The organism is Tsuneonella litorea, from assembly GCF_025154015.1.
GTDB classification, from domain to species: Bacteria; Pseudomonadota; Alphaproteobacteria; order Sphingomonadales; family Sphingomonadaceae; genus Tsuneonella; species Tsuneonella litorea.
Map to the genome: position 1 here is coordinate 252,987 of NZ_JAOAMV010000003.1, position 25,096 is coordinate 278,082.

29 protein-coding genes, 1 tRNA gene and 1 other RNA gene are annotated in these 25,096 nt (G+C 66.9%); 15 read left to right on the forward strand and 16 right to left on the reverse strand.

Annotated elements, in window-relative coordinates; genetic code table 11:
• Window position 1 precedes the first annotated feature (1 nt).
• The 4 genes from rnpB to N0B51_RS07780 all read right to left on the reverse strand — a co-directional run bounded on the left by rnpB (window position 2) and on the right by N0B51_RS07780 (window position 2,284).
• Window positions 2-390, reverse strand: an RNA gene (gene rnpB, locus N0B51_RS07765) — RNase P RNA component class A.
• Between the two features lie 7 nt (window positions 391-397).
• Entirely contained in the window at window positions 398-1,036 is a 639-nt protein-coding gene (locus tag N0B51_RS07770) for an N-acetylmuramoyl-L-alanine amidase (RefSeq protein ID WP_259961859.1), read from the reverse strand.
• A gap of 68 nt (window positions 1,037-1,104) precedes the next feature.
• Window positions 1,105-1,749, reverse strand: a complete 645-nt coding sequence (locus N0B51_RS07775; protein ID WP_259961741.1) for a histidine phosphotransferase family protein — start codon at window positions 1,747-1,749, stop codon at window positions 1,105-1,107.
• Window positions 1,750-1,876: 127 nt separating this feature from the next.
• Window positions 1,877-2,284, reverse strand: a complete 408-nt coding sequence (locus N0B51_RS07780; protein ID WP_259961742.1) for a M67 family metallopeptidase — start codon at window positions 2,282-2,284, stop codon at window positions 1,877-1,879.
• 17 nt (window positions 2,285-2,301) lie between these two features.
• Here N0B51_RS07780 and N0B51_RS07785 point away from each other — a divergent pair, with 17 nt between their 5' ends.
• From N0B51_RS07785 to N0B51_RS07800, 4 genes are all read left to right on the forward strand, one after another.
• Window positions 2,302-3,246 carry an RluA family pseudouridine synthase gene (locus tag N0B51_RS07785; protein WP_259961743.1) on the forward strand — a complete coding sequence of 315 codons (945 nt, stop codon included), beginning with the start codon at window positions 2,302-2,304 and terminating at the stop codon, window positions 3,244-3,246.
• A 188-nt stretch (window positions 3,247-3,434) separates the two neighbouring features.
• Window positions 3,435-4,298: an RNA polymerase sigma factor RpoH gene (rpoH, locus tag N0B51_RS07790; protein WP_375545943.1), complete on the forward strand. Its 864-nt coding sequence runs from the start codon at window positions 3,435-3,437 to the stop codon at window positions 4,296-4,298.
• A gap of 81 nt (window positions 4,299-4,379) precedes the next feature.
• The gene (locus tag N0B51_RS07795; protein ID WP_259961745.1) at window positions 4,380-5,909 is read left to right on the forward strand and encodes a M28 family peptidase; all 1,530 of its coding nucleotides are present in this window, start codon (window positions 4,380-4,382) and stop codon (window positions 5,907-5,909) included.
• A 57-nt stretch (window positions 5,910-5,966) separates the two neighbouring features.
• Window positions 5,967-6,365 carry a cupredoxin domain-containing protein gene (locus N0B51_RS07800; RefSeq protein WP_259961746.1) on the forward strand — a complete coding sequence of 133 codons (399 nt, stop codon included), beginning with the start codon at window positions 5,967-5,969 and terminating at the stop codon, window positions 6,363-6,365.
• A gap of 7 nt (window positions 6,366-6,372) precedes the next feature.
• Here N0B51_RS07800 and N0B51_RS07805 read toward each other — a convergent pair whose 3' ends face one another.
• Together N0B51_RS07805 and N0B51_RS07810 are read right to left on the reverse strand one after the other, a co-directional pair.
• Window positions 6,373-6,645, reverse strand: coding sequence for a DUF4242 domain-containing protein (locus N0B51_RS07805; RefSeq protein WP_259961747.1), 273 nt, complete (start codon window positions 6,643-6,645; stop codon window positions 6,373-6,375).
• A 63-nt stretch (window positions 6,646-6,708) separates the two neighbouring features.
• A complete protein-coding gene (locus tag N0B51_RS07810; RefSeq protein ID WP_259961748.1) occupies window positions 6,709-7,245 on the reverse strand; it encodes a 2OG-Fe(II) oxygenase in 537 nt (178 codons plus the stop codon).
• Between the two features lie 106 nt (window positions 7,246-7,351).
• Here N0B51_RS07810 and mtgA point away from each other — a divergent pair, with 106 nt between their 5' ends.
• From mtgA to N0B51_RS07835, 5 genes are all read left to right on the forward strand, one after another.
• On the forward strand, window positions 7,352-8,020 hold the full coding sequence (gene mtgA, locus N0B51_RS07815; RefSeq protein ID WP_259961749.1) for a monofunctional biosynthetic peptidoglycan transglycosylase: 669 nt from the start codon (window positions 7,352-7,354) through the stop codon (window positions 8,018-8,020).
• 4 nt (window positions 8,021-8,024) lie between these two features.
• Window positions 8,025-8,930, forward strand: a complete 906-nt coding sequence (locus N0B51_RS07820; RefSeq protein ID WP_259961750.1) for a cation diffusion facilitator family transporter — start codon at window positions 8,025-8,027, stop codon at window positions 8,928-8,930.
• Between the two features lie 54 nt (window positions 8,931-8,984).
• Window positions 8,985-9,548 carry a sigma-70 family RNA polymerase sigma factor gene (locus tag N0B51_RS07825; RefSeq protein ID WP_259961751.1) on the forward strand — a complete coding sequence of 188 codons (564 nt, stop codon included), beginning with the start codon at window positions 8,985-8,987 and terminating at the stop codon, window positions 9,546-9,548.
• Window positions 9,545-10,258 (forward strand): anti-sigma factor, encoded by a 714-nt coding sequence (locus tag N0B51_RS07830; protein ID WP_259961752.1) that lies wholly within the window; start codon window positions 9,545-9,547, stop codon window positions 10,256-10,258. Before N0B51_RS07825 ends, N0B51_RS07830 begins: the two co-directional genes overlap by 4 nt.
• 106 nt (window positions 10,259-10,364) lie before the next feature.
• Window positions 10,365-10,943: a fasciclin domain-containing protein gene (locus tag N0B51_RS07835; RefSeq protein WP_259961753.1), complete on the forward strand. Its 579-nt coding sequence runs from the start codon at window positions 10,365-10,367 to the stop codon at window positions 10,941-10,943.
• A 235-nt stretch (window positions 10,944-11,178) separates the two neighbouring features.
• Here the strand turns inward: N0B51_RS07835 and clpX are convergent, their stop codons facing one another.
• Window positions 11,179-12,444, reverse strand: coding sequence for an ATP-dependent Clp protease ATP-binding subunit ClpX (gene clpX / locus N0B51_RS07840; protein WP_259961754.1), 1,266 nt, complete (start codon window positions 12,442-12,444; stop codon window positions 11,179-11,181).
• Between the two features lie 182 nt (window positions 12,445-12,626).
• Window positions 12,627-13,328 carry an ATP-dependent Clp protease proteolytic subunit gene (locus N0B51_RS07845; protein WP_259961755.1) on the reverse strand — a complete coding sequence of 234 codons (702 nt, stop codon included), beginning with the start codon at window positions 13,326-13,328 and terminating at the stop codon, window positions 12,627-12,629.
• Between the two features lie 199 nt (window positions 13,329-13,527).
• On the opposite strand from N0B51_RS07845, the gene N0B51_RS07850 reads away from it, so the two are divergent.
• Window positions 13,528-15,624 carry a TonB-dependent receptor plug domain-containing protein gene (locus N0B51_RS07850; protein ID WP_259961756.1) on the forward strand — a complete coding sequence of 699 codons (2,097 nt, stop codon included), beginning with the start codon at window positions 13,528-13,530 and terminating at the stop codon, window positions 15,622-15,624.
• Here the strand turns inward: N0B51_RS07850 and N0B51_RS07855 are convergent.
• From N0B51_RS07855 to N0B51_RS07865, 3 genes are all read right to left on the reverse strand, one after another.
• Window positions 15,621-15,998, reverse strand: coding sequence for a DUF1622 domain-containing protein (locus N0B51_RS07855; protein ID WP_259961757.1), 378 nt, complete (start codon window positions 15,996-15,998; stop codon window positions 15,621-15,623). The genes N0B51_RS07850 and N0B51_RS07855 overlap by 4 nt on opposite strands.
• 44 nt (window positions 15,999-16,042) lie before the next feature.
• Window positions 16,043-17,602, reverse strand: a complete 1,560-nt coding sequence (tig, locus tag N0B51_RS07860) for a trigger factor (protein WP_259961758.1) — start codon at window positions 17,600-17,602, stop codon at window positions 16,043-16,045.
• 61 nt (window positions 17,603-17,663) lie between these two features.
• Window positions 17,664-17,748 (reverse strand) — tRNA-Leu (locus N0B51_RS07865).
• A 153-nt stretch (window positions 17,749-17,901) separates the two neighbouring features.
• Here N0B51_RS07865 and N0B51_RS07870 point away from each other — a divergent pair.
• The 3 genes from N0B51_RS07870 to N0B51_RS07880 are packed head-to-tail and all read left to right on the forward strand — an operon-like array spanning window position 17,902 to window position 18,567.
• On the forward strand, window positions 17,902-18,084 hold the full coding sequence (locus N0B51_RS07870; protein WP_259961759.1) for a hypothetical protein: 183 nt from the start codon (window positions 17,902-17,904) through the stop codon (window positions 18,082-18,084).
• A complete protein-coding gene (locus N0B51_RS07875) occupies window positions 18,081-18,242 on the forward strand; it encodes a hypothetical protein (protein ID WP_259961760.1) in 162 nt (53 codons plus the stop codon). The genes N0B51_RS07870 and N0B51_RS07875 overlap by 4 nt, the downstream gene beginning before the upstream one ends.
• Window positions 18,243-18,285: 43 nt before the next feature.
• Entirely contained in the window at window positions 18,286-18,567 is a 282-nt protein-coding gene (locus N0B51_RS07880; protein ID WP_259961761.1) for a DUF3297 family protein, read from the forward strand.
• On the opposite strand, the gene N0B51_RS07885 is transcribed toward N0B51_RS07880, so the two are convergent.
• Window positions 18,568-19,317 (reverse strand): CHAP domain-containing protein, encoded by a 750-nt coding sequence (locus N0B51_RS07885; RefSeq protein ID WP_375545941.1) that lies wholly within the window; start codon window positions 19,315-19,317, stop codon window positions 18,568-18,570. It lies immediately after the preceding gene.
• 133 nt (window positions 19,318-19,450) lie between these two features.
• Here N0B51_RS07885 and der point away from each other — a divergent pair, with 133 nt between their 5' ends.
• On the forward strand, window positions 19,451-20,836 hold the full coding sequence (gene der, locus N0B51_RS07890) for a ribosome biogenesis GTPase Der (protein ID WP_259961762.1): 1,386 nt from the start codon (window positions 19,451-19,453) through the stop codon (window positions 20,834-20,836).
• Here der and bfr read toward each other — a convergent pair.
• The 4 genes from bfr to N0B51_RS07910 all read right to left on the reverse strand — a co-directional run bounded on the left by bfr (window position 20,833) and on the right by N0B51_RS07910 (window position 24,131).
• On the reverse strand, window positions 20,833-21,324 hold the full coding sequence (gene bfr, locus N0B51_RS07895) for a bacterioferritin (RefSeq protein WP_259961763.1): 492 nt from the start codon (window positions 21,322-21,324) through the stop codon (window positions 20,833-20,835). The genes der and bfr overlap by 4 nt on opposite strands.
• 110 nt (window positions 21,325-21,434) lie before the next feature.
• Window positions 21,435-21,623, reverse strand: a complete 189-nt coding sequence (locus N0B51_RS07900) for a (2Fe-2S)-binding protein (protein ID WP_259961764.1) — start codon at window positions 21,621-21,623, stop codon at window positions 21,435-21,437.
• Between the two features lie 57 nt (window positions 21,624-21,680).
• Window positions 21,681-22,940 carry a DUF418 domain-containing protein gene (locus N0B51_RS07905; protein WP_259961765.1) on the reverse strand — a complete coding sequence of 420 codons (1,260 nt, stop codon included), beginning with the start codon at window positions 22,938-22,940 and terminating at the stop codon, window positions 21,681-21,683.
• Window positions 22,941-22,985: 45 nt separating this feature from the next.
• Window positions 22,986-24,131 carry an SPOR domain-containing protein gene (locus tag N0B51_RS07910; protein WP_259961766.1) on the reverse strand — a complete coding sequence of 382 codons (1,146 nt, stop codon included), beginning with the start codon at window positions 24,129-24,131 and terminating at the stop codon, window positions 22,986-22,988.
• A gap of 230 nt (window positions 24,132-24,361) precedes the next feature.
• Between N0B51_RS07910 and N0B51_RS07915 the strand changes: the two genes are divergently transcribed.
• Window positions 24,362-25,084, forward strand: a complete 723-nt coding sequence (locus N0B51_RS07915) for an AAA family ATPase (protein ID WP_259961861.1) — start codon at window positions 24,362-24,364, stop codon at window positions 25,082-25,084.
• Window positions 25,085-25,096: the final 12 nt, after the last annotated feature.

Consider the following 25,096-nt stretch of genomic DNA (forward strand, 5'->3'; position numbering starts at 1 on the left):
TGGAGCCAGGGGGCCTGTAAGCCGGGTTCTGTCCGGCGGGCGGTATCGCTAGCGACCCACGCCGCCGGGGCAGCCATTCATCTCGGCGACGGATTGCTCCGTGCGCTCAAGCAGCCAACCCGGGTCTCTCGGGACGAAACGCCCCTGCTTTCGCGCGAGACCCCTATTTGGCCTTGCTCCGGGTGGGGTTTGCCGTGCGAGCCCTGTCGCCAGGGCCCCGGTGCGCTCTTACCGCACCCTTTCAGCCTTACCTGCGGGTCGCAGGCGGTCTACTCTCTGTGGCACTGTCCCTCGGGTTTCCCCGGGCGGGCGTTACCCGCCACCCTCGTTTCGTGGAGCCCGGACTTTCCTCGACGCTCTGGCGAGCGACGCGGCTGCCCGGCCCCCTGGCAATTCGCTATCTAGCCCGCCCCCGGTCGCGATCCAAGAGCAATCGGAACAGGATCGCCCGCACCTGCCCGTCGACCTCGCCGTCAATCTTTTCCGGCCGCCAGCGGCGCTGGAACGCCTCGACCGCCTTGTGCCCCTCGGTGACGTCGTAACCGAAGCGCTCGAGCGCGAGATAGAACGAGGCGTCGTTGTCGAACGGGTCGCCCGCTTCCAGCTTGTCGGGGCGCGCCAGGCACAGCTTGTATTCGGCAAGGCGATCCCACGGAAACAGCTCGCCCGGATCGATCTTGCGCGCCGGTGCGACGTCCGAGTGGCCGACGACGTTGGCGCGGGGTATCTCGTAGCGATCGACGATCCGCGCCAGCAGCGGGACGAGCGCCTCGAACTGGGCATCGGAAAATTCCCGGTAGCCCAATGCGTGGCCCGGATGATCGAGCTCGATCCCGATGCTCGCGGAATTGACGTCGCGGTGCCCCCGCCAGAAGCTGACTCCCGCGTGCCAGGCCCGCTTGTCTTCCTCTACCAGCCGGATGACCTCGCCCGCCTCGCTTATCAGATAATGGGCGCTCACCTTCGATTCGGGATCGGTCAACCGTTCCAGCGCGGCATCGGCGTCCGGCATTTCGGTATAATGCAGCACGACCATCGAGATCGGCAGTTTGCGCTCGTCCCAGTTGGGCGAAGGAACCGTGCGGTGGACGAGCTCGTCCACGGTCAGCCTTCGGGCAGCACCGCGCCGAGCACCAGCGCGTCGTCGGACAGAACGTATTGCAGGCCGCCGCCCGCCTGTCTGGCGAGCAACGCGAGCATATGCGCGGCCGCCGTGCGGCTGGACAGCTCGCCCGGCTCGAGCCGGTTCTCGAGCGCGCGCCCGATGGTCTCGTCGAAGGCGATGCGCGGCCCCGCGGCCCGCACCACGATCTCGCTCGCCCCGCCGCGGCTTTCCGCACCCACGTCGAGCGTTCCGCCGCGGACCAGCGCATCGAGCCCGATCTGCGCGAAGTTGAGGAGGACCTTCACCGCGCCCTTGGGCAGGCGATCAGCGCTGAGGCCCCAGTTGAGTTCGACCCGGCGCGCATCACCAACCAGCGCCTCGGTCACCTTGCGCGCTTCGTCGACCGGAACGCTCTCGCCAAATCCCCCCGCTGCGCCGAACGCGAGGCGGAAGAACTTCAGCTTGTCGGCGCTGATCTTCGCGCTCTGCTCGAGCAGTTCGAGGCACTTCTGGCGCATTTCCGGGTCCCGCTCGTCGGCGAGGAGTTCAAGCCCGTTCGTCAGCGCTCCCACCGGCGAGAGCAGATCGTGGCACAGGCGCGAACAGAGCATCGCGGCGAGGTCGAGTTCGGAGGTGTCGTTCATCTAGAATGGGCAATTCCTGAAGCGTGTCACACGTGTCACACTGTCCTGGTGCAAGATATCCGGCCTTCGCGCGGTTGTTCGGAGACGCCGCGCGACGGAGGAATGCTGGACAGCCATGCGCGTCGTCCTAGCGGCGCGACGCGCGGTAGGAAAGCGGTTCGAACCCGCGCTCGGCATCGCGCCACCAGCCGACCCTTCCCCCGGCACGCTCGAACGCGACGATCGCCCAGACCCTGCCGTCACCCGTGGCGTGGCTGCGGTCGGTTGCCGAGGGCGCGGGCGGCCCCAACGGGTGCGAATGCCAGTAGCCGAGGACTTGGGGACCGCCTGCGCGCGCGGTGCGGTGCGCGTCGACCAGCGCCTGCGGGTCGATCTCGAAATGCGTCTCGGGCGTGGAGTGCACATTGACGCAGGTGATCGCGCTCTCGACGACTTCGTCCCTGCCCAGCAGCAGGCCGCAGGCCTCGCGGGGGCGCGCGGCGGACGCCTGCGCGACGATAGTCGCCACGACCCCGCTTGAGACTTCGATCTCCATCGCCCATTTCCCTAGCAATGGGGGACGCCGAAATCATCACCGGAGCGATCGCCAGCGCGGGTCGGCTCGACAAGGCGCTGGCCGAAGCGACCGGGCTGTCGCGCGAGCGGGTCAAGTCGCTCATCGCCGATGGCGCGGTGGAGGTGGGCGGCAGGCGCGCGGCGAGCGCCTCGGCAAAGGTGTCCCAAGGGGATGCCTACACGGTCGCGCTGCCCGCGCCCGCGCCGCTCGACACGCCCGCGCAGGACATCCCGCTCGACATCGTGTTCGAGGATGCGCACCTCATCGTCGTGAACAAGCCCGCAGGGCTGGTCGTCCACCCTGCCGCCGGCAATCTCGACGGGACGATGGTCAACGCGCTGCTGCACCACTGCGCGGGGCGGCTGTCGGGCATCAACGGGACGCTGCGCCCCGGGATCGTCCACCGTATCGACAAGGACACCTCGGGCCTTCTCGTGGTCGCCAAGAGCGACGCCGCGCACGAGGGGCTGGCGCGCCAGTTCGCGGATCACTCGATCGAGCGCACCTACCTTGCCGTTACCGGCGGCCAGCCGCGCCCGGCCGCGGGGCGAATCGAGGGGCGGATCGGCCGCTCGGACGCCAATCGAAAGAAGATGGCAGTGATTTCCGATGCTTCGTCCCGCGGCAAGCACGCGGTGACGCACTACCGCACGCTCCGTGCGCTGGGTAACGCGGCGGTGGTCGAGTGCCGGCTGGAAACCGGCCGCACACACCAAGTCAGGGTTCACCTTGCGTCAATCGGAAATGCGCTACTGGGGGACCCTGTGTACGGTCGAACGCCCGCACCATTGCGCCCCGTCCTCGCGGACCTCGGCTTTCGCCGACAGGCGCTCCATGCGTCCAGCCTCGGCTTCGTTCATCCGGTTACCGGCGATCGCCTCGCCTTTGCGGCGGAACTTCCCGCCGACATGGCGGAACTAATCGACCGAGTAGCTCATTGAAATCGACGAAAAGCACTCAACAGGCGACAGTGCTACCTCTATATATGGTGGAGCGTGCCCCATCCGACGGATGCCCATCCGGGGTCCCGACAACGAGGGCGACGCGAAGAAAGGTCAGGGTAGAAGTGAACAAGTCCAAGACGTTGTCTGTCCCGGCCCTGGGCGGTGAGGCGAGCCTCAACCGCTATCTGGCCGAGATCAAGAAATTCCCGATTCTCACGCCCGAGCAGGAATACATGCTCGCGAAGCGTTATGCCGAGCACGAGGACCCCGAAGCGGCCGCGCAGCTCGTCACCAGCCACCTGCGGCTCGTGGCAAAGATCGCCATGGGCTATCGCGGCTACGGCCTGCCCGTCAGCGACCTCATCTCCGAGGGCAACGTCGGCCTGATGCAGGGCGTCAAGAAGTTCGAACCCGATCGCGGCTTCCGCCTCGCGACGTACGCGATGTGGTGGATCAAGGCGTCGATCCAGGAGTTCATCCTGCGCTCGTGGAGCCTCGTGAAGATGGGGACCACGGCGGCGCAGAAGAAGCTGTTCTTCAACCTGCGGCGGATGAAGAAGGAGCTCGAGGCCTACGAGGATTCGGACCTCCATCCCGACGACGTGACCAAGATCGCGACCGACCTCGGCGTGCCCGAGCAGGAAGTGATCAACATGAACCGCCGGATGATGATGGGCGGCGACGGATCGCTCAACGTCTCGATGCGCGGTGCCGAGGAAGGCTCGGGCGAGTGGCAGGACTGGCTGCAGGACGACCGTCCGCTCCAGGACGAGACCGCCGCCGAGGCCGAAGAGGCACAGGTCCGCCACGAGATGCTGCTCGAGGCGATGGACAGCCTCAACGACCGCGAGAAGCACATCCTCACCGAACGGCGGCTGACCGATAACCCGCAGACTCTCGAGGAACTGAGCCAGGTCTACGACGTCAGCCGCGAACGCATCCGGCAGATCGAGGTGCGCGCGTTCGAAAAGCTCCAGAAGGCGATGCAGCGCATCGCCGGAGAGCGGCTCGCACCCAGCGGCAGCATCGCGGCGCTCGCCGCGGGCTAAGCTTGGCCAATTGTGTACAGCGCCCTGCCGCACTGCGGCGGGGCGCTTGTCGTGCGCATCGTTTGCCGTAAGGTCCATTGGATGAGAAACCTTGCGAAGGCGCCTGTCGCCTGCGCCGCGTTGCTGCTGCTTGCCGGCAACGCCGCGCCCGGCCCCGTGGATCCGGATTCGCGCGCGTGGTGGGCGCTCGCCACCGAGCTTTCGAGCGATTCGATGGAAGGGCGCGACGCGGGGTCGGGCGGATACGAACGCGCTGCACGGCTGGTCGCTGAAAGGATGGCGGCGGCGGGCCTCCAGCCGCTCGGTGAGGACGGCACCTGGTTCCAGCGCGTTTCGCTCCAGGAACGTGCCGTGACGGACGCAACGCTGAACGGTCCGGGCGGTAATCTGGCGTTTCTCGACGAATTCACCGTCGATCCGCAGCCGGGCCTCCCTTCCTCGATCGAGCTGCCGATCGCCTATCGCGGATATTGCGGCGCGGGCGTGCTCGGCGACGTGCGCGGCAAGCTCGTCATCTGCCATGGCACGCGCCGCGACGGACTGCCGAACGGAAAGGAACGCGACGCCGCGCTGCGCAACGCAGGCGCGGCGGGGCTCGCGGAGATCGCGGACCCCGGCTTCGAGATCGAGCCGCCGCGGTGGCCCTACGCGTATGCCCGCCGCGTGATCAGGTCGGCCGAAGCAGAGAATAGCGAAGCGTTCATCGACCTCACGATCAACGCCGATGCGCTGGACAAGCTGATCGGGTCCGGGCGCGCAGCCGCACTCGTCGCCGATGGTGCCACGGGACGGGACCTGCCTTCGTTTGACGGCGGCGTCGCGCGAATGACGTTTGCCATGCGGACCGCGCAGTATTCATCCCCGAATGTCATCGGCTATCTGCCCGGCACCGATCCCGCGCTGGCCGACCAGGCGATAGTGCTCGGCGCGCACCTCGATGGATACGGCTTCGGCCGCGCGGTCGACGGCGATGCGATCTATAACGGCACGCTCGACGATGCGGCTTACGTGGCGCTGATCGTTCATCTGATGGAACTGCGCAAACGCGAAGGATACCGCCGCCCGATCGTCGTCGGCATCTGGACCGGCGAAGAGAAGGGTCTCCACGGCTCGCGCTGGTTTGTCGACCATCCGACGATCCCGCTGTCGCGCGTCGCGGCGAACATCAACCTTGACCAGCTCAGGCCGATATTTCCGCTCGAACTTCTGACGATACACGCGCGGGACGACACGACGCTGGGGCGGGACGCCTCTTCGATCGCCGAGGCGATGGGCATCGTGCCGCAGGACGATCCCGAACCGGAACGCAACCTCATCCGCCGGACCGACCACTGGCCGTTCATCCAGGCGGGCATTCCGGCGGTCAACTTCGTGTTCGGATTTGCCCCAGGCAGCGCGAGCGAGGCGGTCTATCGCGAGTGGTACAGAACCGGCTACCACAAGCCGCAGGACGACGTGAACCAGCCGATCGACTGGCAGGCCGCCGCCGACTTCAACCGGTTCTTCTATGCACTTGTCGATCGTGTCGCCAATGCCGACGCCGCGCCCGCGTGGTTGCCGGACAGCGAACTGGCGCCCAGGAAAAGTGTCGCGGCGGGTTCCGTCGACTGACGTTGCCTGGGCGATCGTCGGGGTCTATTCGGGAAGTCCCGGCCCAAGGAGGCCACGATGATCCCACGTTCGCTTGCCCCGCTTGTCGCCCTCGCCGCCGGCTTTCTCGCGTCCCCGGCCCCGTCAGCCGATCCGCCTGGATCCACGATCGCGGTCGAGCTGTCCAACTTCGCGTTCGCGCCTGCCACGATCGAGCTCGTCCACGGTCGCGCCTATGCGTTGCAGCTGACCAATACCGGTTCGGGCGGGCACAATTTCGCCGCCCCGCGGTTTTTCGCCGCAGCCGCGGTCGATCCGGCCGACCGGCGGTCCATCCGCAAGGGCGGGATCGAGGTTGGCAAGGGCGCCACGGTAACGGTCAGGTTCACCGCTCCCGCGGCAGGCCACTACGACGTCAGGTGCACCCACTTCCTTCATTCGACCTTCGGAATGAAGGGCGAAATCGTCGTATCGTGATCTGCGCTTACTCGGCCGTGGTCGGATCGATTACGCTGCGGACCTGCGAAATCCTGTTCGCCGGAAACCCTGCCGTCTCCGCGTGCTGCCGGATAAGCTCCTCGCTGGGCGCTCGGTAGATGCAGTAGATCCTGTCGTCGGTGACGTAGCTGTGGACCCACTGTATCTCGGGTCCCAGATCGCGAAGGACACTGCACGATTGCTGCGAGGCGCCCTGCAGGTCGCTCGCCCCGAGCGAGCCGACGCCGGGCATTTCGCGTTCGATAACGAATTGGGGCATGGCAATTCTCCCTTGCGACCCGGGCGTGTCTTGCGCTTCCCGACACGCAGAGTCGATAGGTGTTCAGGCCCCGCCCGCGCCTGCGTCGCGCCGCCGGAAAACCTGAAGCGAGAACCGGGGTTCGGGAGCCCCGGGAAGAACCGGGGTCGTGCAGTGGTCGATCCCGGAATCGTTGCGTAAACCGCGATTGAACCGCGGAACAACGACCGACGGCCGGGCGCCCTTCGACGCGCGGTGAAGAAACAGCCCACCCCACTCCGGTTCCCATCGCTCGTTCAGGTAAACCGTGGCCGCACCGCCATGCTTGCCGTCCCGGTGCCAGGGAATGAAACTGCCGACAGGCCATGCGTGGAACAGGACATTGGCCTCGCCGGGCTCCAGCATCCCCCCTTCGCGCAGGAATGCGCAGACGATTCCGGCCGCACGCTCGTTCAGCCGGTGGACGCGCACCGGCTCTTCCCCCCGCTGCAGATCGGGATGCCATAACGCGTTGCTATCGGGAAATCCGCCCTCTTCGGTGTAGAATCGGCGTGCTTCGCCCAGCAGCCAGCGACAAAGCGCGGGCGCGAACACGTCGTCGACCACGGCGAGGCCGCTCAAGCCACCGCCCCCCACCGCCGGAAGGCCCGTTTTCGCAGAACCGGACATGGTGGGTTCTCGTGGCCCGCTTGCCCCGCCTTGTCTATACCCCTAGCAATCGTCGGCGATGCTGTGGTTCGCGAAGCTCATCGCCAAGCTGTTCGTTGGGTTCGTGGCGCTCAGCCTAGCGCTCGTGCTGCTGTTTCGGTTCGTGCCCGTTCCGGTCACGGCGACGATGCTGATGGACGGCAACGGGATCACCAGGGACTGGGAATCGCTGGCGAACATCGACCGCAACCTCGTCTTGGCAGTCATCGCGGCCGAGGACGGCAAGTTCTGCAGCCACGACGGGTTCGACCGCGAGGCGATCGAACAGGCCATCGAACGCAACGCGCGAGGCGGGCGGATCAGGGGCGGTTCCACGATCAGCCAGCAGACCGCGAAGAACGTGTTCCTGTGGCAAGGCGGCGGTTACCTGCGGAAGGGTTTCGAGGCCTGGTTCACCTTCCTCATCGAACACCTGTGGGGGAAGCGTCGGATCATGGAGGTCTATCTCAACGTCGCCGAGACAGGCATCGGCACGTACGGCGCCGAAGCCGGCGCGCAGCGATATTTCGGGCATTCGGCGGCGCGCCTTTCGCGGACCGAAGCGGCGCGCATGGCGGCGGCGCTGCCGCTGCCCAAGAAGCGTTCGGTGGTCAATCCAACCGGTTTCACCCGGCGCTACGGCAACACCATCGCCGCGCGCATCGGCATCGTCCGGCGTGACGGCCTCGATTCCTGCGTCTACGAGTAGATCGATGGGCGCGGGGCATTCACACGATCATTCGCACGGCAGGCAGCAACGCGATTTCGGCGCCGCATTCGGCTGGGGGGTGGTACTCAACCTCGCCTTCGTCGCGGTCGAGGCGGTCTACGGCTTCATCTCCGGCTCGATGGCACTCATCGCGGATGCCGGACACAATCTCAGCGACGTGCTCAGCCTGGCGCTCGCGTGGGGCGCGAGCGTCCTGGCCAAACGGCCACCCGATGGCCGGTTCACCTATGGCTTCAAGAGCTCGACGATACTCGCCGCACTGGCCAACGCCGCGCTGCTGCTGGTGGCGATCGGCGGTATCGCGTTCGAGACGATCAACCGGCTCGGCGAACCGCCCGCCGTGGAAGGGCGGACGATGATGATCGTTGCGGGGATCGGCATCGTCATCAACGCGGGCACCGCCATGCTGTTCGCGCGGGGCCGCAAGCACGACATCAACATTCGCGGCGCCTTCCTGCATATGGCCGCCGATGCGCTGGTCAGCCTGGGTGTCGTGGTCGCTGGCGCCCTGATCCTGTGGACCGGTGCGCGGTGGATAGACCCCGCGACGAGCCTGCTCATCGTTCTGGTGATCGCCTGGGGCACCTGGGGCCTGCTCAAGGATAGCGTGAAGCTTGGCCTCAACGCGGTACCGGACCACATCGACGAGCAGGGCGTTCGAGCGCACCTGGCCGGGCTTCCGGGCGTGGCGGCAGTGCATGATCTGCACATCTGGCCGATGAGCACGACCGAGGCTGCGCTGACCGCGCACCTGGTCATGCCGGGCGGGCACCCCGGAGACGCCTTCCTGCGCGACCTGGGCGAGGCGCTGGAGCACCGCTTCCACATCGGCCACGTGACGGTCCAGGTGGAAACCGGCGCTTGCGGGATGCGGCACGCGCATGACTAGTACCGCACCGGCACGCCAGTCGAGAGCGCGCCTCGCACGCCGGCGGGTGCCTAGATGAGCGCCGAGCAGGCGCGCGCCCGGCTCGCGGCTGCCCTCGTCCGCCTCGGCGCGGGCGACAAGGCTGCGCTCGAGCAGGTCTACCGGGCAACCTCGGCGAAGCTTTTCGGCATCTGCCTGCGTATCTTGGGTGACCGAAAGGAGGCCGAAGACACCTTGCAGGAGGTTTACCTGACGCTGTGGCGCCGCGCCGACCGGTTCGATCCGGCGCGGGCAAGCCCGATTACCTGGATTGCCGTCCTCGCCCGGAACCGGGCGATCGACCGTCTGCGCCGCAAGCGCACCCTCGGGCCAGCGGTTCCGGTGGAAGCTGCACGCGAGGTCGCCGACGAGACTCCCTCGGCCGAAGACAGCCTGATCGAGGACGAAGGCCAAGCACGCATCCACCATTGTCTCGAAACGCTCGAATCCGCACAGCGATCGGGCATCAAGGAGGCTTTCTTCGGCGGCTTCACCTATGCCGACCTCGCCCAGCGGGCAGGAATACCGCTGGGCACGATGAAAAGCCGCATACGGCGGGGCCTCGCCCGCCTGAAGACGTGCCTGGAGGCGGGCGAGTGACGCCTGACGACCGCCTTGCCGCCGAATTCGCGATCGGCCTGCTCGAAGGCCAGGACCTGCTCGACGCGCGCGGCCGGCGCGCGAGCGATCCGGCGTTCGCAAAGGCGGTCGATTGGTGGGAAGCGCGTCTTGCGCCTCTGCTCGACACGATCCCGGCCGTCGTTCCGCCCGAATACCTGCTCGCCCGGATCTCGGCGGCGATGGCGGACACTCCTGACGGAGGCGCCGAAGTGGTCAGGCTGCGTCAACGGGTACGGTTCTGGCAGCGCGGCGCGGCGGCCGGCGCGATCGCGGCCAGCGCGGCACTCGCCGCCCTGGTCCTGACCCCGCAGAACCGCACCCCGGCAGATGTCCCTGTCCGGGCCGCATCGGCACCTCTCGTCGCTTCGATCCCGATCGGCGATTCGGCGCTGCGCCTTGGTGTCACCTATCTGCCCGACCGGAAGGAACTGCTGGTTTCGGCCAGCGGCCTGGCAAGCGACGGGGTTCACGATCACGAGCTGTGGCTGGTGCCTGACGGCGGGGGCGCGCTGCGCTCGCTCGGCGTGGTCCAGCCGGGCCGCGAGCGGCGGGTTTCGCTCGACCCGGCCACCGCCGCGCTCATCCACGACGGCAGCGCGATGGTCCTCACGCGCGAGCCACTCGGCGGCAAGCCGCCCGCGGCCGACGCCGGCCCCGTCGTTGCCGAAGGCAGTTTCGACAGGGTCTGATCCCACTCGAAAAAAAATTGGCTCGCGGTGCATCCGGGGCGCATCGGGCTGCGTAACTCCTCCCGCAAGCTGGACGGGGCTTGCCAACCAAAGGAGCTTACGCATCATGATTTCCCCCAAGTTGAAAGCCGCCTCGTTCGCCGCCATGGCAACCATGGGCGCCTTCGCCCTCGCTGCCGGCGCGCCAGCGGCGGCCCACAACCATTCCAGCCATGCGGGCCACGGCGCCGAAAAGTCACAGAAGACCATCGTCGGGACCGCGATGGGCACGGGCATGCATTCGACGCTGGTCGCGGCGGTCAAGGCCGCCGACCTTGTCGACACCCTCTCCGGCCCTGGGCCGTTCACGGTCTTCGCGCCGGTCGATTCTGCGTTTGCGGCGCTTCCCGATGGCACCGTCGACACCCTGCTGCAGCCCGCCCAGAAGGGCACGCTGACCAAGGTCCTGACCTACCACGTGGTCGCTGGCCGCGTACCCGCCACACAGCTGGTCCAGGCGATCCGCAAGAACGGCGGTTCCTATGCGTTCGATACGGTCGCGGGCGAAAAGCTGACCGCTCGCCTCGACGGCGAAACGGTGACGATCACCGACGCGGCCGGTCGCACGTCGCGCGTATCCATGGCCGACGTGAAGGCGACCAACGGTGTCATCCACGTGACCGACGGGGTCTTCCTCCCCGCCTGACCGGGTTCCCTGGCGCCGTCCCTGGCCGGGGCGGCGCCCACTCCCAGCCCCGTCCGGCCATTCCTTCCCAGCGCCGGACGGGGCCTTTTTTTTCGAGCCGCTCGCTGTTCGCCTGGAAGCGCGATTCGCCCGGGATTCCGGCGCCCAAAACGAATAGACCCCGCACCTGTGTGCGGGGTCCTTCGCATTCCGTCCTTCCTTGCCAGGAACGGCGATCGGTGGCCGGATCAGCGGGTCAGGCCGCCTCTTCCTTGCCCTTCTTGCCGTCCATCACGCGAACCGGGTCCTTGCGGCCCTCGACCACGTCCTTGTCGACGACGATCTCGGTCACCCCGTCCATGTCGGGCAGGTCGAACATGGTGTCGAGCAGGATGCCCTCGACGATCGAGCGCAGGCCCCGCGCGCCGGTCTTGCGCTGGATCGCCTTCTCGGCGACCGCCTTCAGCGCGTCCTCGGTGAACGTCAGCTCGACGTCCTCGAGTTCGAACAGCTTGCAGTACTGCTTGACCAGTGCGTTCTTCGGCTCGGTCAGGATCATCACCAGCGCATCGACGTCGAGGTCGTTGAGGGTGGCGATCACCGGCAGGCGGCCGACGAACTCGGGGATCAGCCCGAACTTGAGCAGGTCCTCCGGCTCGCACTTCTGAAGCAGCTCGCCCACGCGGCGCTTGTCGGGATCGGCGACGTGCGCGCCGAAGCCGATCGAACGCTTCTGCAGGCGATCGGCGATGATCTTTTCCAGCCCCGCGAACGCGCCGCCGCAGATGAACAGGATGTTGGTCGTGTCGACCTGGAGGAATTCCTGCTGCGGATGCTTGCGCCCGCCCTGCGGCGGGACCGAGGCGGTGGTGCCCTCCATCAGCTTGAGGAGCGCCTGCTGCACGCCCTCGCCCGATACGTCGCGGGTGATCGAGGGATTTTCCGCCTTGCGGGTGATCTTGTCGATCTCGTCGATGTAGACGATGCCGTGCTGCGCCTTCTCGACGTTGTAGTCGCTCGCCTGCAGCAGCTTGAGGATGATGTTCTCGACGTCCTCGCCGACGTAGCCGGCTTCGGTCAGCGTGGTCGCGTCGGCCATGGTGAACGGAACGTCGAACGTCCGCGCCAGCGTCTGCGCGAGAAGGGTCTTGCCCGAACCCGTGGGGCCGACGAGCAGGATGTTCGACTTCGCAAGCTCGACCTCGCCCGACTTGCCCGAGTGCTTGAGCCGCTTGTAGTGGTTGTGCACCGCGACCGAGAGCACGCGCTTGGCGCGATCCTGCCCGATTACGTAGTCGTTGAGCGTGGTGAAGATGTCGAGCGGCGTGGGTACGTCGCCTTCCTTGCGCCCGGCGATTCCGGCCTTGGTCTCTTCCCGGATGATGTCGTTGCACAGCTCGACGCATTCATCGCAGATGAACACGGTCGGCCCTGCGATAAGCTTGCGCACCTCGTGCTGCGACTTGCCGCAGAAGCTGCAGTACAGGGTGCTCTTGCTGTCGGTTCCGCTCAACTTTGTCATATCCTGGCTTTCGAAGCCCCGGTCCCGCTCGGGGAGCCGGGGGATTCGCCGACCCTAAGGCCGGATTTTCGATAATCAACTCATAGCGCCTAGCAGCAATGCCCTTGCGGCAAGCTGAAGCGGCAGGGTTGCCGAAATGCTACGCCCGGCGTCCCGCCATGGGTCGCCCGGCACCCTGCTGGTTACTCCGGCGCCCCGCCCGAGCCGTCCGCTTCGGGGGAATCCCCCTCGGGGCGGGTTTCGAACACCTTGTCGACGATGCCGAACGCCATCGCCTCGTCCGCCTCGAGGAAGGTGTCGCGGTCCATCGCCTTCTCGATCTCGCTCAGGGCCTTGCCGGTGTACTTGGCATAGAGGTCGTTCATGCGCGTGCGCATCCGCAGGATCTCGCGCGCCTGGATCTCGATGTCGGACGCCATGCCGCGCGCGCCGCCCGACGGTTGGTGGACCATGATCCGCGCATTGGGGAGCGCGATGCGCATCCCCGGCTCGCCCGCCGCCAGCAGGAAGCTGCCCATCGAAGCCGCCTGGCCGACGCAGACGGTCGAAACGCGCGGCTTGATGTACTGCATGGTGTCGTGGATCGCCATGCCCGCCGTCACCACCCCGCCGGGGGAGTTGATGTACATGCTGATCGGCTTGGAGGGATTCTCGCTCTCGAGAAACAGCAGCTGGGCGACGATCAGCGAGGCCATGTTGTCCTCGATCTGGTCGGTGACGAACACGATCCGCTCGCGCAAAAGGCGGCTGAAGATGTCGAAGCTACGCTCGCCGCGGCTGGTCTGCTCGACCACCACCGGCACCAGCGCCCCGGTCACCGGATCGCGAGTGAAGCGGCCCTGGCTTCCGTAGACCTCGTGCGATCCACCGAAAACGTCGATCATGAAAACTCGTCCTTTCGTCTCTCGTCGGCCGCCTATGTCGCGAGTGCGCGAGGGATGTTCAAGGGCATTAACCCGCGCTCTGCCCAGCTCTCGCGATTACGGGCGTTTTTGATCGGCGCGCGATGGTCGTTCGTCGAGCTCGCCGCGACACGGCGTATCAGCCGCGCAACACACCCGTCCGGGTAACAAGGATTTCAGTGTGTCGCACTCCCCCGCCGTCGCTCGATTTGTGGCGATCCTGCTGGCCGGCGCCGCCGCGCCCGCGATCGCCGAGGATGTCCCCGTCGCAGACGCGCCGCCACCCCCGCAAACCGTCGCGCCGGCCGCGGTCGATGGTCGCGAGAGTTACACCGCGGCCGATTTCGCGCGTTATTCGCCGAAGAGCGCGCTTGATATGCTGCGCAACGTCCCGGGCTTTCAGATCAAGGCCGAGCGCGAACCGGGACGCGGTCTCGGTCAGGCCAACACGAACGTGCTGGTCAACGGCCAGCGGTTGGCCTCCAAGTCGGACAGCCTGTTCGATCAGCTTGCGCGGATCCCCGCAACCAGCGTGGTGCGGATCGACATCGTCGACGGTGCATCGCTGACGATCCCCGGCCTGTCGGGCCAGGTGGCCGACATCGTCACCCGTTCGGGCGGACTTTCGGGCCAGTATAACTGGCGCGGCGAGGTCCGCCCTCACTTCTCGCATCCCGGCTTTCTCAGCGGCGACATTTCGCTCAAAGGAAGCACCGGTGCGCTCGAATACACGGTGGCGCTGGCGAACGAGGAAGGCCGCGGAGCGTTTGGCGGGGAATACCGCATCCTCAACGGAGACGGCACGTTGCGCGAGGTGCGCGACGGCCGGTTCTGGTCCGACTACGATGCGCCCAAGGCGAGCGCGAACCTGACATGGAACCGCGGCGGCGACATCGGCCATCTCAGCGGCTCGTATCGCCGGGAATACAGCACGTTTAACGAGAACGAGGATCGTTTCCCGGTCGCCGGCGTCCCGCGCAATCGCGATCTCTACGGACGAGAAAGAGGCTACGACTATGAGATCGGCGGCGATTATGCCTTTGACCTTGGCGGGGGCAGGCTCAAGCTCATCGGACTCGATCGCTATCGCCGCGGTCGGTATTCGGAGGACGCAGTCCTGGCCGTCGCCGACGGGTCACCGCAGGTCGGAGGCCGCTATGCCCAGGTTTCCGAGAGCGGCGAAGTCATCGGCCGGGCGGAATTCGGCTGGAAATGGGGCAAGGCAGACTGGCAGATCGCAGCGGAGGCCGCTTTCAACCGCTACGACAAGGACGCTAGCCTGTTCGATCTCGCGCCGTCCGGCGCGTTTGTCGAGGTCCCGTTCCCGGGAGGGGATGGCGGCGTGCGCGAGGATCGCTACGAAGCCGTCCTCAGCTATGGCCGCCCGATTACCGGCAAGCTGACAATGCAGTTGTCCGCGGGTGCGGAAAATTCGACCATCAGCCAGAGCGGAGCCAACACCCTTTCGCGCACGTTTACGCGTCCCAAGGGCAGCCTGAACCTTGGCTGGGCGCCCCAGAAGGGGCTCGACATCTCCCTCAACATCGAGCGCACTGTCGGCCAGCTCGACTTCGGCGATTTCCTCGCCCGCGCATTCCTCGATCAGGGGAACCAGAATTCCAACAACGCCGAGCTGGTCCCGACGCAGAGCTGGAACTTCATTGCCGCGATCAAGAAGGATCTCGGCAAATGGGGCAGCACGAACCTGCGGCTGTTCGATCGCCGGTTAGAGGATTTCATTACCATCATCCCTCTGCCGGACGGCGGCGAAGGCCGCGGGAATGTCGCCAGGGCGCACCGCTACGGGTTCGAATGGACAAGCACGGTCAATCTCGACCCGATCGGCTTCAAGGGCGCCAAGATCGATGGCAACCTCATCCTGCAAACGTCCGCCATTCGTGACCCGCTGACGGGGGAGACGCGCCAGATCAGCAACCTGACCCAGCGGCATATCGAAGTGGATTTGCGCCATGATGTACCCGGTACCGACTGGGCGTGGGGGGCCGGCTTCCAGAACACCAAGAGAGCACCCTATTATCGCGTGTTCGAAGTCGGGCGTGACTCGGAAGGTCCGGTGTTCGATTCCTATTTCATCGAGCACAAGGACGTGCTGGGAATGACCGTACGCCTGCAGGCCATTAACTTTGCCAACGCGCGCCACCGGCTCTACCGGACGGTTTATGCAGGCCCGCGCAACCTGGCGCCGGTCGCGTTCGTCGAGGATCGCGCGCAGCTCATCGGGCCGCTATTCCGCCTGAGCGTGAAAGGCACCTTCTAGGCGCGCTCAGCTTCCCGCTCGCGCCGCGCCTGCGCCGCATCGATCTCGCGCTGGAGGAAGAAATTGAGGCCCGTGCGGATCGTGGCAATCGCGGCGAGCTGCCCGATTTCCGACCAGCTCGGCGCGACCGCCGTGCGCAGGATGTCGGCGCCCAGCAGGAGTTCGAGCGCCAGGGCCAGCCAGCGACCCAGCCGCAGGCGAATATTCTCCTTAGCGTCGTGGGCCCGCGTGGCCACGCTTCCACTATGCTGTGGGATCGACAGGACCAGCCGCACGATGGCCTCGGCGACGGCATAGGCCACGATCAGCGCGGCCATCCCCTCCACCACCAGCGAGGTGGCGGACGTGATCTCGCGAATCCAGTCTTCGAGCATGATGCGGTAACCGGCGCACGACCGCGCCGGTTCCGCTCACGGTCCTACTTCTTGGCGGCCGCCTTCTTCGCCGGAGCCTTCTTGGCGGCGGGCTTGTCGCCTTCTGCCTTCTTCGCGGGGGCCTTCTTCGCCGGCGCCTTCTTGGCGGCGGGCTTGGCCTCGCCTGCGTCGGCCTTGGCGGCAGCCTTCTTCGGGGCCGGTTCGGCCTTGGCCTCGTCCTTCTTTGACGCGGCCTTCTTGGCAGGGGCCTTTTTCTTGGCCGGAGCCGGAGCGGATTCCTCCGCCTCGATCGCGGCCTGGAGTTCCTCGCGGGTCACCTCACGCTCGGTGACTTCGGCCTTGTCGAACAGGAAATCGACGACCTTGTCCTCGTAAAGCGGGGCACGCAGCTGAGCGGCGGCCATGTCGTTGGTGCGGATGATCTCCATGAACCGGTCGCGGTCTTCCGGGCGGTACTGCTGGGCCGCCTGCTGGACCAGCATCGACATTTCCTGCTGGGTCACCTGCACGCCGTTGGCCTGCCCGATTTCCGACAGCAGCAGGCCAAGGCGCACGCGGCGCTCGGCGATCTGGCGGTAATCGTCCTTCTCGCTCTCGATTTCCTTGAGCGCGGCGGCGGGATCCGCGTCCTGCGCGGCTTCCTGCTGCAGTTGCGCCCAGATCTGCTCGAACTCGGCATCGACCATGCCCTGCGGCACGGGGAAGTCGTGGCCAGAAGCCAGCGCGTCGAGCAGCTGGCGCTTCATCGCCGTGCGGGTGAGGCCGCCGAGCTCCTGCTCGAGCTGGCCCCTGAGCAACCCGCGCAGCTGTTCGAGGCTCTCGAGGCCGAGGTTCTTGGCGAACTCCTCGTCGACTTTCGTTTCGTCCTCGACCTGGACCTTGTGCACGTGGATCGCGAACTGCGCGTCCTTGCCCGCCAGTTCCTTGGCCGGGTAATCCTTCGGGAACGTGACGGTGATCGTCTTGTCGTCGCCGGCCTTCACGCCGGTGAGCTGTTCCTCGAAGCCGGGAATGAAGCGACCGGCACCGAGCTGGAGCGGGGTCTCCTCGGCCTTGCCGCCTTCGAATTCGACGCCATCGATCGAACCGGTGAAGTCGATGATGATCTGGTCGCCGTCTGCTGCCTTCTTGGTCTTGGGGGCGTCCTTCCAGCTTTTCTGCTGGCCGGCGATGTTCTGCACCGCCTCGTCGACTTCGGCGTCGCTAACCGGAACGGTCAGCTTTTCCAGCTTGAGACCGTCGGTCGAAGGCGCCTCGATGTCGGGCAGCACTTCGAGATCGACGGTCAGCGTCGCGTCCTTGCCCTGCTCGTAACCCTGGCCGAACTCGACGCGCGGCTGCATCGCCGGGCGCAGCTTCTTGTCCTTCATCAGCGAATCGACCGCGTTCGTGATCTGCTCGTTGACGACCTGGCCGTGGATCGCCTCGCCATGCATCTTCCTGACGAGGTTGGCGGGCACCTTGCCCGGGCGGAAGCCGGGCATGCGCACCTGCGGCGCGATCTTCTTGATCTCTGCGGATACCGCGGCATCGATCTCCTTGGCCGGGATCGTCAGCTTGTAGGCGCGGTGCAGGCCCTCGTTGGTGGTCTCTTCGATCTTCATGGGAGGTCAAAAGCCTTTGTAAAACAAGAATCTCGTGATCGCTCGAGACCGGGGCGGCGGCTGGTGCGGGCGAAGGGACTCGAACCCCCACATCTTGCGATACTGGTACCTAAAACCAGCGCGTCTACCAATTCCGCCACGCCCGCAAACCCGAACGAAGCCGCGCGGGCGGGCAGGCCCGCTCGCGAACAGGGGTGCGCCGTTACAGCGGGCGGGCGCAAAGGGCAAGCCAAGGAACAGCCAAAGGGAACGCCATTGGCGTGCCGACCGTTCTGCATTGGAACGAGAGGATCGCGACGATGGCCACCCAGCCGCCCGAAAAGCCCGACACGATCGAACCGGCCGCACCCCCGGAGACACCGTCCTCGCCGCAGCCAGCCGAAGAACCCGTCCGGCAGCCCGACGAGATCACCCCGCCCCAACCCGATGTGGCGGATCCGAATCAGCGACCGGCCGAAGTCCCGGCTCCGGACGGAAAATGAGTGGCGCGCGCACTCGGCCCGAAAAAGAGCCCGGCGACGGTCCGCTGGCCGACACCGGCCCGAGCGAGATCGAGATCGAGCGCAGGCAGGCCGGGGTGGAGGAGGACGAGGACGAAGGCACTGCCGTTCCGCCCGAGGCGGAGCTGCCGCCCGATTGATCCGCTTGCCCGCGGCTCGCGGCACGACTAATGGCCCGGCCCCATGAGCGACGAGAAAGCCCAGACCCCGCCCGACCGCCTCTCGGTCAACCCGCGCAGCCCGCACTTCGACCAGGAGTCGCTCGAGCGCGGCATCGGCATCCGGTTCAAGGAGCGCGTGCGCACCGATGTCGAGGAATACTCGATCTCGGAGGGCTGGATCCGGGTGCAGGCGGGCAAGACCGTCGATCGCAAGGGGCAACCGCTGACGCTCAAGCTCAACGGCCCGGTCGAGGCGTGGTTCGAGGACCTTGGCGACGATCCGCCGGTCGCGAAGAAGGACTGATCAGCTGCCGTAACGGGCAATCGCGGCGTCGATCGGGTCGCGCGGCTTCACCGAAGCGGCGGCGACGACGCGCGGGCGGCTGTCCCGGATCGCCGGCGGCGTTGCCTGGCGCACGGGACGCGGAGCCGCCGTGCGCGGCTCGCCCAGTCCCGCGAATGCATCGGAAAATGCTTTCGACGGCTGCGCCGGCGCGCTGGGCGAATAGGTTGCGTTGACGAGCACCCGGTCCCCGCCGAGCGGAGCGCCTCCGTCGGGCTCGTTGTAGATGAACCCGGCGACGGGCCACGCCGTCGTGCCGATGTCGTTCAGCGGCGCATACCACACGCGGACCTGGCTCCAGTCGTTGGCGGGCGAAACGTCGATCGCCTTGACCCCGCGCTCGATCTGGCCGCGGCGACCGTCGATCGGCGACCAGTTGGCGTGGTCGAGCAGCACGGTGCGATTGTCGATCACTCTCGATACCGCCGCGACGTGCCCTAGCGTCATCGCGCCATAGGGCCGGAACGTCATGACCGCGCCGGGCCTCGGCCGGTTGCCGCGCTTGTATCGGCCCTCGGCCTGGTCCCACCACGTGCGCGCGTCGCCGAAAATCTGCACGCCCGAGCGCTCGCGCGCATAGGGCACGCATTGGAGATAGGCCGGCAGTTCGGCGGCCCCGCCCGGGCTTGCCATGTCGGCGCTTTCAGCCGAAGCGATGCCCGGAACGGCGAGCGCGAGCGCCCCGACGACGATCCCCAGTGTTCCCCTCATGGTGGGCAGACATGGGACCACACGGTAAGGATCGCCTTGCGACGCATGGTTAACCGATTTCAACTAATCGCGGACCGCGCTTGCCAAGCGGCGCGCCAGCGGCCACCTGCGCGGCAGAGATGAAAGCCCCGCAGTGAAACCGACCGTCATCATCATCGGCCGTCCCAATGTCGGCAAGTCGACGCTGTTCAACCGGCTCGTCGGCAAGAAGCTCGCGCTGGTCGACGACCAGCCGGGGGTGACGCGCGACCGCCGTTTCGGCGACGCGACGATCGCCGGGCTCGAATTCACCGTGGTCGACACCGCCGGGTGGGAAGACGAGGACGCCGAGACCCTTCCGGGCCGGATGCGGCGCCAGACCGAGGTCAGCGTCGAGGGCGCCGACGCGGCGCTGTTCGTGATCGACGCGCGCGCCGGGCTGACCCCGCTCGACGAGGAAATCGCCCGCTGGCTGCGCACGCAGGAAATCCCGGTCGTCGCGGTCGCCAACAAGGCGGAAGGGTCGGCGGGCGACGCGGGATTGCTCGAGGCGTTCTCGCTGGGCTTCGGCGAACCGGTTGCGCTGTCCGCGGAGCATGGCGAGGGCGTCGCGGACCTGTTCGACGCGCTGTGGCCGATCATCGGCGAGAAAGCCGAGGGCGGCGAGCGCGACGGCGAAGAGAATGAGGACGAGGAGGCGGGCCCGCTCAAGCTCGCCATCGTCGGGCGCCCCAACGCGGGCAAGTCGACGCTGATCAACCGCCTACTCGGCGAAGACCGGCTGCTGACCGGGCCGGAAGCCGGGATCACCCGCGATTCGATCGCGGTCGACTGGCAGTGGACTGATCCCGATGGCACGGTCCGCGACATCCGCCTCATCGACACGGCGGGGATGCGCAAGCGGTCGAACGTGGTCGAAAAGCTCGAGAAGCTCTCGGTCGCCGATGCCAAGCGCGCGATCGATTTCGCCGAAGTCGTCGTGCTGCTGCTCGACGCGACCCGCGGGCTCGAGCACCAGGATCTCAAGATCGCCAGCATGGTGCTCGAGGAAGGCCGGGCGCTGATGATCGCGATCAACAAGTGGGACATGGCCGGGTCCGAGCAGGTCGGCGACGCCAGCCGACTGTTCAACGGCATCAAGGGCGCGCTCGACGAAGGGCTCGCGCAGGCGCGCGGGCTTCCGCTGTTCGCGGTGTCGGCGAAGACCGGCAAGGGGCTCGACCAGATGCTCAAGGCCGCGTTCGAGATTCGCGAGGCGTGGTCGAAGCGGGTACCGACCGCCGCGCTCAACCGCTGGTTCGACGATGCGCTCGAAGCCAATCCCCCGCCCGCCCCCAAGGGCAAGCGGATCAAGCTGCGCTACATCACCCAGGCGGGCACACGCCCGCCGCGCTTCGTCGTCTTCGGTACCCGGCTGGACATGCTGCCCAAGAGCTACGAGCGGTACCTGGTGAACGGCATCCGCAAGGAACTGGGGTTCGACGCGGTGCCCGTGCGCGTGGTGCTGAAGGCGCCGAAGAACCCCTACGCCAAGGGCTAGCTCTCGCCGCCCTCGCCCGCCGGTTCGCTCTGGAGCTGGATGTAGTTCTGCAGGCCCATCCGCTCGATCATGTCGAACTGGGTTTCGAGGAAATCGACGTGCTCCTCCTCGCTTTCGAGGATGCGCTCGAAGATTTCGCGACTGACGTAATCGCGCACGCTTTCGCAGTACTCGATCGCGTCCTTGAGAAGCGGGATCGCCTCCATCTCGAGCGCGAGGTCGGACTTGAGGATTTCCTCGACGCTTTCGCCGACCTTCAGCTTGTGGATGGCCTGGAAGTTGGGCAGCCCGTCAAGGAACAGCACCCGCTCCGCCAGAACGTCAGCGTGCTTCATCTCGTCGATCGATTCGTGGCGCTCGTACTCGGCGAGCTTGCGGATGCCCCAGTGGTGCAGCACGCGATAGTGCAGCCAGTACTGGTTGATCGCCGTCAGTTCGTTGGTCAGCGCCTGGTTGAGAAAGTCGATGACCTTCGAGTCGCCCTTCATGGAACGGTCTCCTGAGGAAAGCGGAGACTATGCGCCGCGAGACGCCGCGAGGCAACACTCGGGCCGAAAAAATGGCGGAATTCCGCCATTTTTGCGACTGCCTCGCATGTTCAGGCTGCGAAGGGGACCGAGGCCAGTTCACGCTCCTCGAAGACGATCGCGTCGGCATCGGCAAGGCAGGTGCCGCAGTTCGGGCGCTTGCCGAGCTTCGCGTAAACCGCTTCCGCGTCGCCCGGCGTGCGCACGGCCGCGCGGCGCAGTTCGCTTTCGCGGATGGCATTGCAGATGCAGACGTACATGCGTTTCGGCTCCTGATCGAATCAAGAGCTAATGAGAACCACTCGCAATTGCAAGCCCTACCTTCGCAGGGCGAACAGGCGACGATATGTGAGGCAGCGCCACAGCCATTCGAGGGGGCCGAAGCGGTAGCGTCTCAGCCAGGGCTTGGACCACAGCAGCATGAGGATGCAGCCCGCGATCGCGATAAGATAGAGCTGCTCGCGCGAGAGGACCCCGAACAGGCCGAGCGCCCAGCCCTGGAAGACCAGCAGCATGACCAGCGATGTGCCGACGTAGTTGGTGAACGCGGCCCGGCCCGCGGCGATCACGCGGCTCGAGAACCAGCCGGCAGGGTTGCTGCCCGACAGGCCCAGCAGCGCCGCGAGGCCGAGGATCATCGGCAGGCGGGTCAGCCCCATCGGGCCGAGCTGGGCGAGCAGCGTGCCGGTGTAGGTGAACCCGCCGAAATAGACCCACAAGCCCAGCGGAAGCGTGAGCAGGATGCCGACGAAGACCCCTGCCCATCCCCACAGCGCCTGCGTCCGGCGATCGAGCCGGCCGTCGAACAAGCCCATCCGGTACAGCGCCATGCCGATCAGCATCAGGGGCAACGCCTCGCTCGCGTAGTAGACGAACTGGTCGACCCACTCCCAGCGGTGGACCGTGGCGACGTGCACGACATGGTCCAGCCAGGTGCCGTTCTTCGCGATTGCCGCCTCGCGCAGGGCATCGGCGCGATCGCTCGCGATCAATGCCTCGGTCGCCTCGGCAACGCCCGCGTATTCGGGCAGCTGCCCGCGCACGGTTTCGTTGGCCGCCCACAGCGGCGCGATCTGGACCGTGTTCCACACCACTCCGGCGAGATATGCGACCAGCCCGGCGGCGAGTTGCTGGGGCCATGACCAGTTCACCGCCACGAGCGCGATCGCCCCGCACAGCGCGTAGAGCGTCAGGATGTCCCCGCGCCACAACAGGTAATAGTGCAGCAACCCGAACACGAGCAGCCAGAACAATCGCAGCAGAGCAAGCGCGACCCACCCGCCCTTGGCGCGCGCACGGTCGGTGAAAAGGACCAGTCCCGCCCCGAAGAGGAGCGTGAACAGGCCCCGCATCTTGCCGTCGATCAGGACGAACTGGGCGACCCACAGGCCATCCGCCAGCCCGTCGTGCGGGCTCAGGAAGCCCCCCGGCCACGCGTAGGCGGAATAGGGCTGGCCCATGCCGATGATGTTGGCGAACAGGATCCCCATCACGGCGATGCCCCGCGTGTAGTCGAGGCTCATCAGCCGGTCGCTGCCGATCACCGGCACCGCCGCGCCGGCGCCGGGCCTCGCCATTACAACGGTGGAATGCTTGCTCGTGGGGTGCCCGCCGCCCACGATTCAGCGGGTCACGATGCAGGCGTGGCCGCCCGCCTTTAGGGCCGCGCAGGCCGAGTGCGCCGCCGACCGGTCGGGCCAACCGGCCGCGAGCAGCCGGGTCAGCCTGCCCGAGGGATCGATCAGCTTCACCTTGCCCGCAAGTGCAGCGCTGCCGGCGACCTGGGCCCATGCCCGGTCGGCGTTCGATTTGACGGAAAACGCGCCCAGCTGCAGTTTCCACGGGCCATCCGCCGCGGTGGAGGCGGAATGTCGGCCCGGCCGGGTCTCCTTACCGGCTTCATTGTCCGGCGCGGCATTGGTCGCGTCACGCCGCGCAAAGTCCGCACCTGCGTCTCGCGGGCTGTCCGTGCCGGTCGCGCGCAGGGCCTCGGCGACCGCGGCCTCGGCTGCGCCAATCGACGGCGGGAGGGCAACCCGCGCCACGGGTTGCGGGACGCGCGGACCGCGAAACGGGGCGGCCGGAGCAGTCGTTCCCGCGCCGCTCGCGGGCCGCGCCAGAGCAGGAAATGCCGGAGCGCCATCCGACAGGTCGGCGGATGCCATCTGCGTGGCGCGGCGCGCGTCAGCCTCGCCCCGCAAGGTCGAGGCCAGTTCCTGCGCCTCCTGACGCTGGGCGAGCGGGACGAAGTCGTCCATCTGCCCGATAGCCGTGGCGGCCTGCGGCAACCCGGCGGCGTTGGCGAGGGTCAGCAGCGCGTACGCGCGGACCCAGTCCTTGGGCACGAGGTCGCCATTGAAATGGGCGATGCCGAGCAGGTACTGCGCGCGCGGATCGCCGCGTTCGGCCGCAGCGGTGACATACGGCATCGCCTGCTGGCGGCGCCCGTCCTGAAACAGCAGCAAGCCGTAATTGTCCGCCGCCTTGAGATGGCCGCTCGCCGCTGCGCGCGCATAGAAGTCTTCGGCCTGCCGCAGGTCTTCGGCAACCCCGCGGCCCAACCGGTATGCCTGCGCGAGGTTGAACAGCGCGTCGGGATCGCCCCTGGCCGCCGGGCCGCGCCATTCGGCGACCGCTCTGGCATAGTCGCCCGCGCTCCAGGCATCGACCCCGGCCTTGACGTCGGCGTGCGCGGGGCCGGACAGCGCGAGCGCGGCGATGCCGGCCAACCCGGTCGCGCGTGCCACAGCCGGCTTCCAACGGTGCATCGCGTCCTCAATCCCACGTTCCGCGCACCCCTGTCGCGGGTGCCGAGCAAACTGACATAGTGAACGGCCCGTTAGCAAAGGGTTTCTTTTTGCGCGCCTTTCGGGTTCGCCGAACGCCACCGGGACCTTCGAATCTTTAACCCAATATTAGGGCAATGCTGCGATCTCGTCTCGGCGCGGAGTGCATGGGTGCACTTTTTTCCGCGATGGGATTTAACGGGGGATCAGCCTTGCGGGTATTGGCATTGGCTTCGCAGAAGGGCGGTTCGGGAAAGACCACCCTGTCCGGGCACCTCGCGGTGCAGGCGCAACGCGCCGGTGCGGGTCCGGTCGTCCTGATCGACATCGACCCACAAGGGTCGCTCGCCGACTGGTGGAACGAGCGGGAGGCCGAGTACCCGGCGTTCGCCCAGACCACCGTCGCGCGGCTTGCCAGCGACCTTCAAGTCCTGCGGCAGCAGGGCTTCAAGCTCGCCGTCATCGACACGCCGCCGGCGATCACCATGGCGATCCAGTCGGTCATCGGCGTGGCGGAACTGATCGTGGTTCCCACCCGTCCGTCGCCGCACGACCTGCGGGCCGTGGGCGCCACGGTCGACCTTTGCGAGCGGGCTGGAAAGCCGCTGATCTTCGTCGTGAATGCGGCCACTCCAAAGGCCAAGATCACTTCGGAAGCGGCGGTCGCGCTGAGCCAGCACGGAACCGTCGCCCCGATCACGCTTCACCACCGCACCGACTTCGCCGCCTCGATGATCGACGGCCGCACGGTCATGGAAGTCGATCCCGAAGGCCGCTCGGCCGCCGAGATGGCCGCGTTGTGGAACTACATTTCCGACCGGCTCGAGAAGAACTTCCGCCGCACCGTGTTCGCCGCACCGAACGCGATGCATCAGCAGGCGCCGGGAGCCGCTTATCGTCCGCAGGGCGGCTTCGGTCGCCGCGTGGCCCAGTAAGCGCCAGGGCGG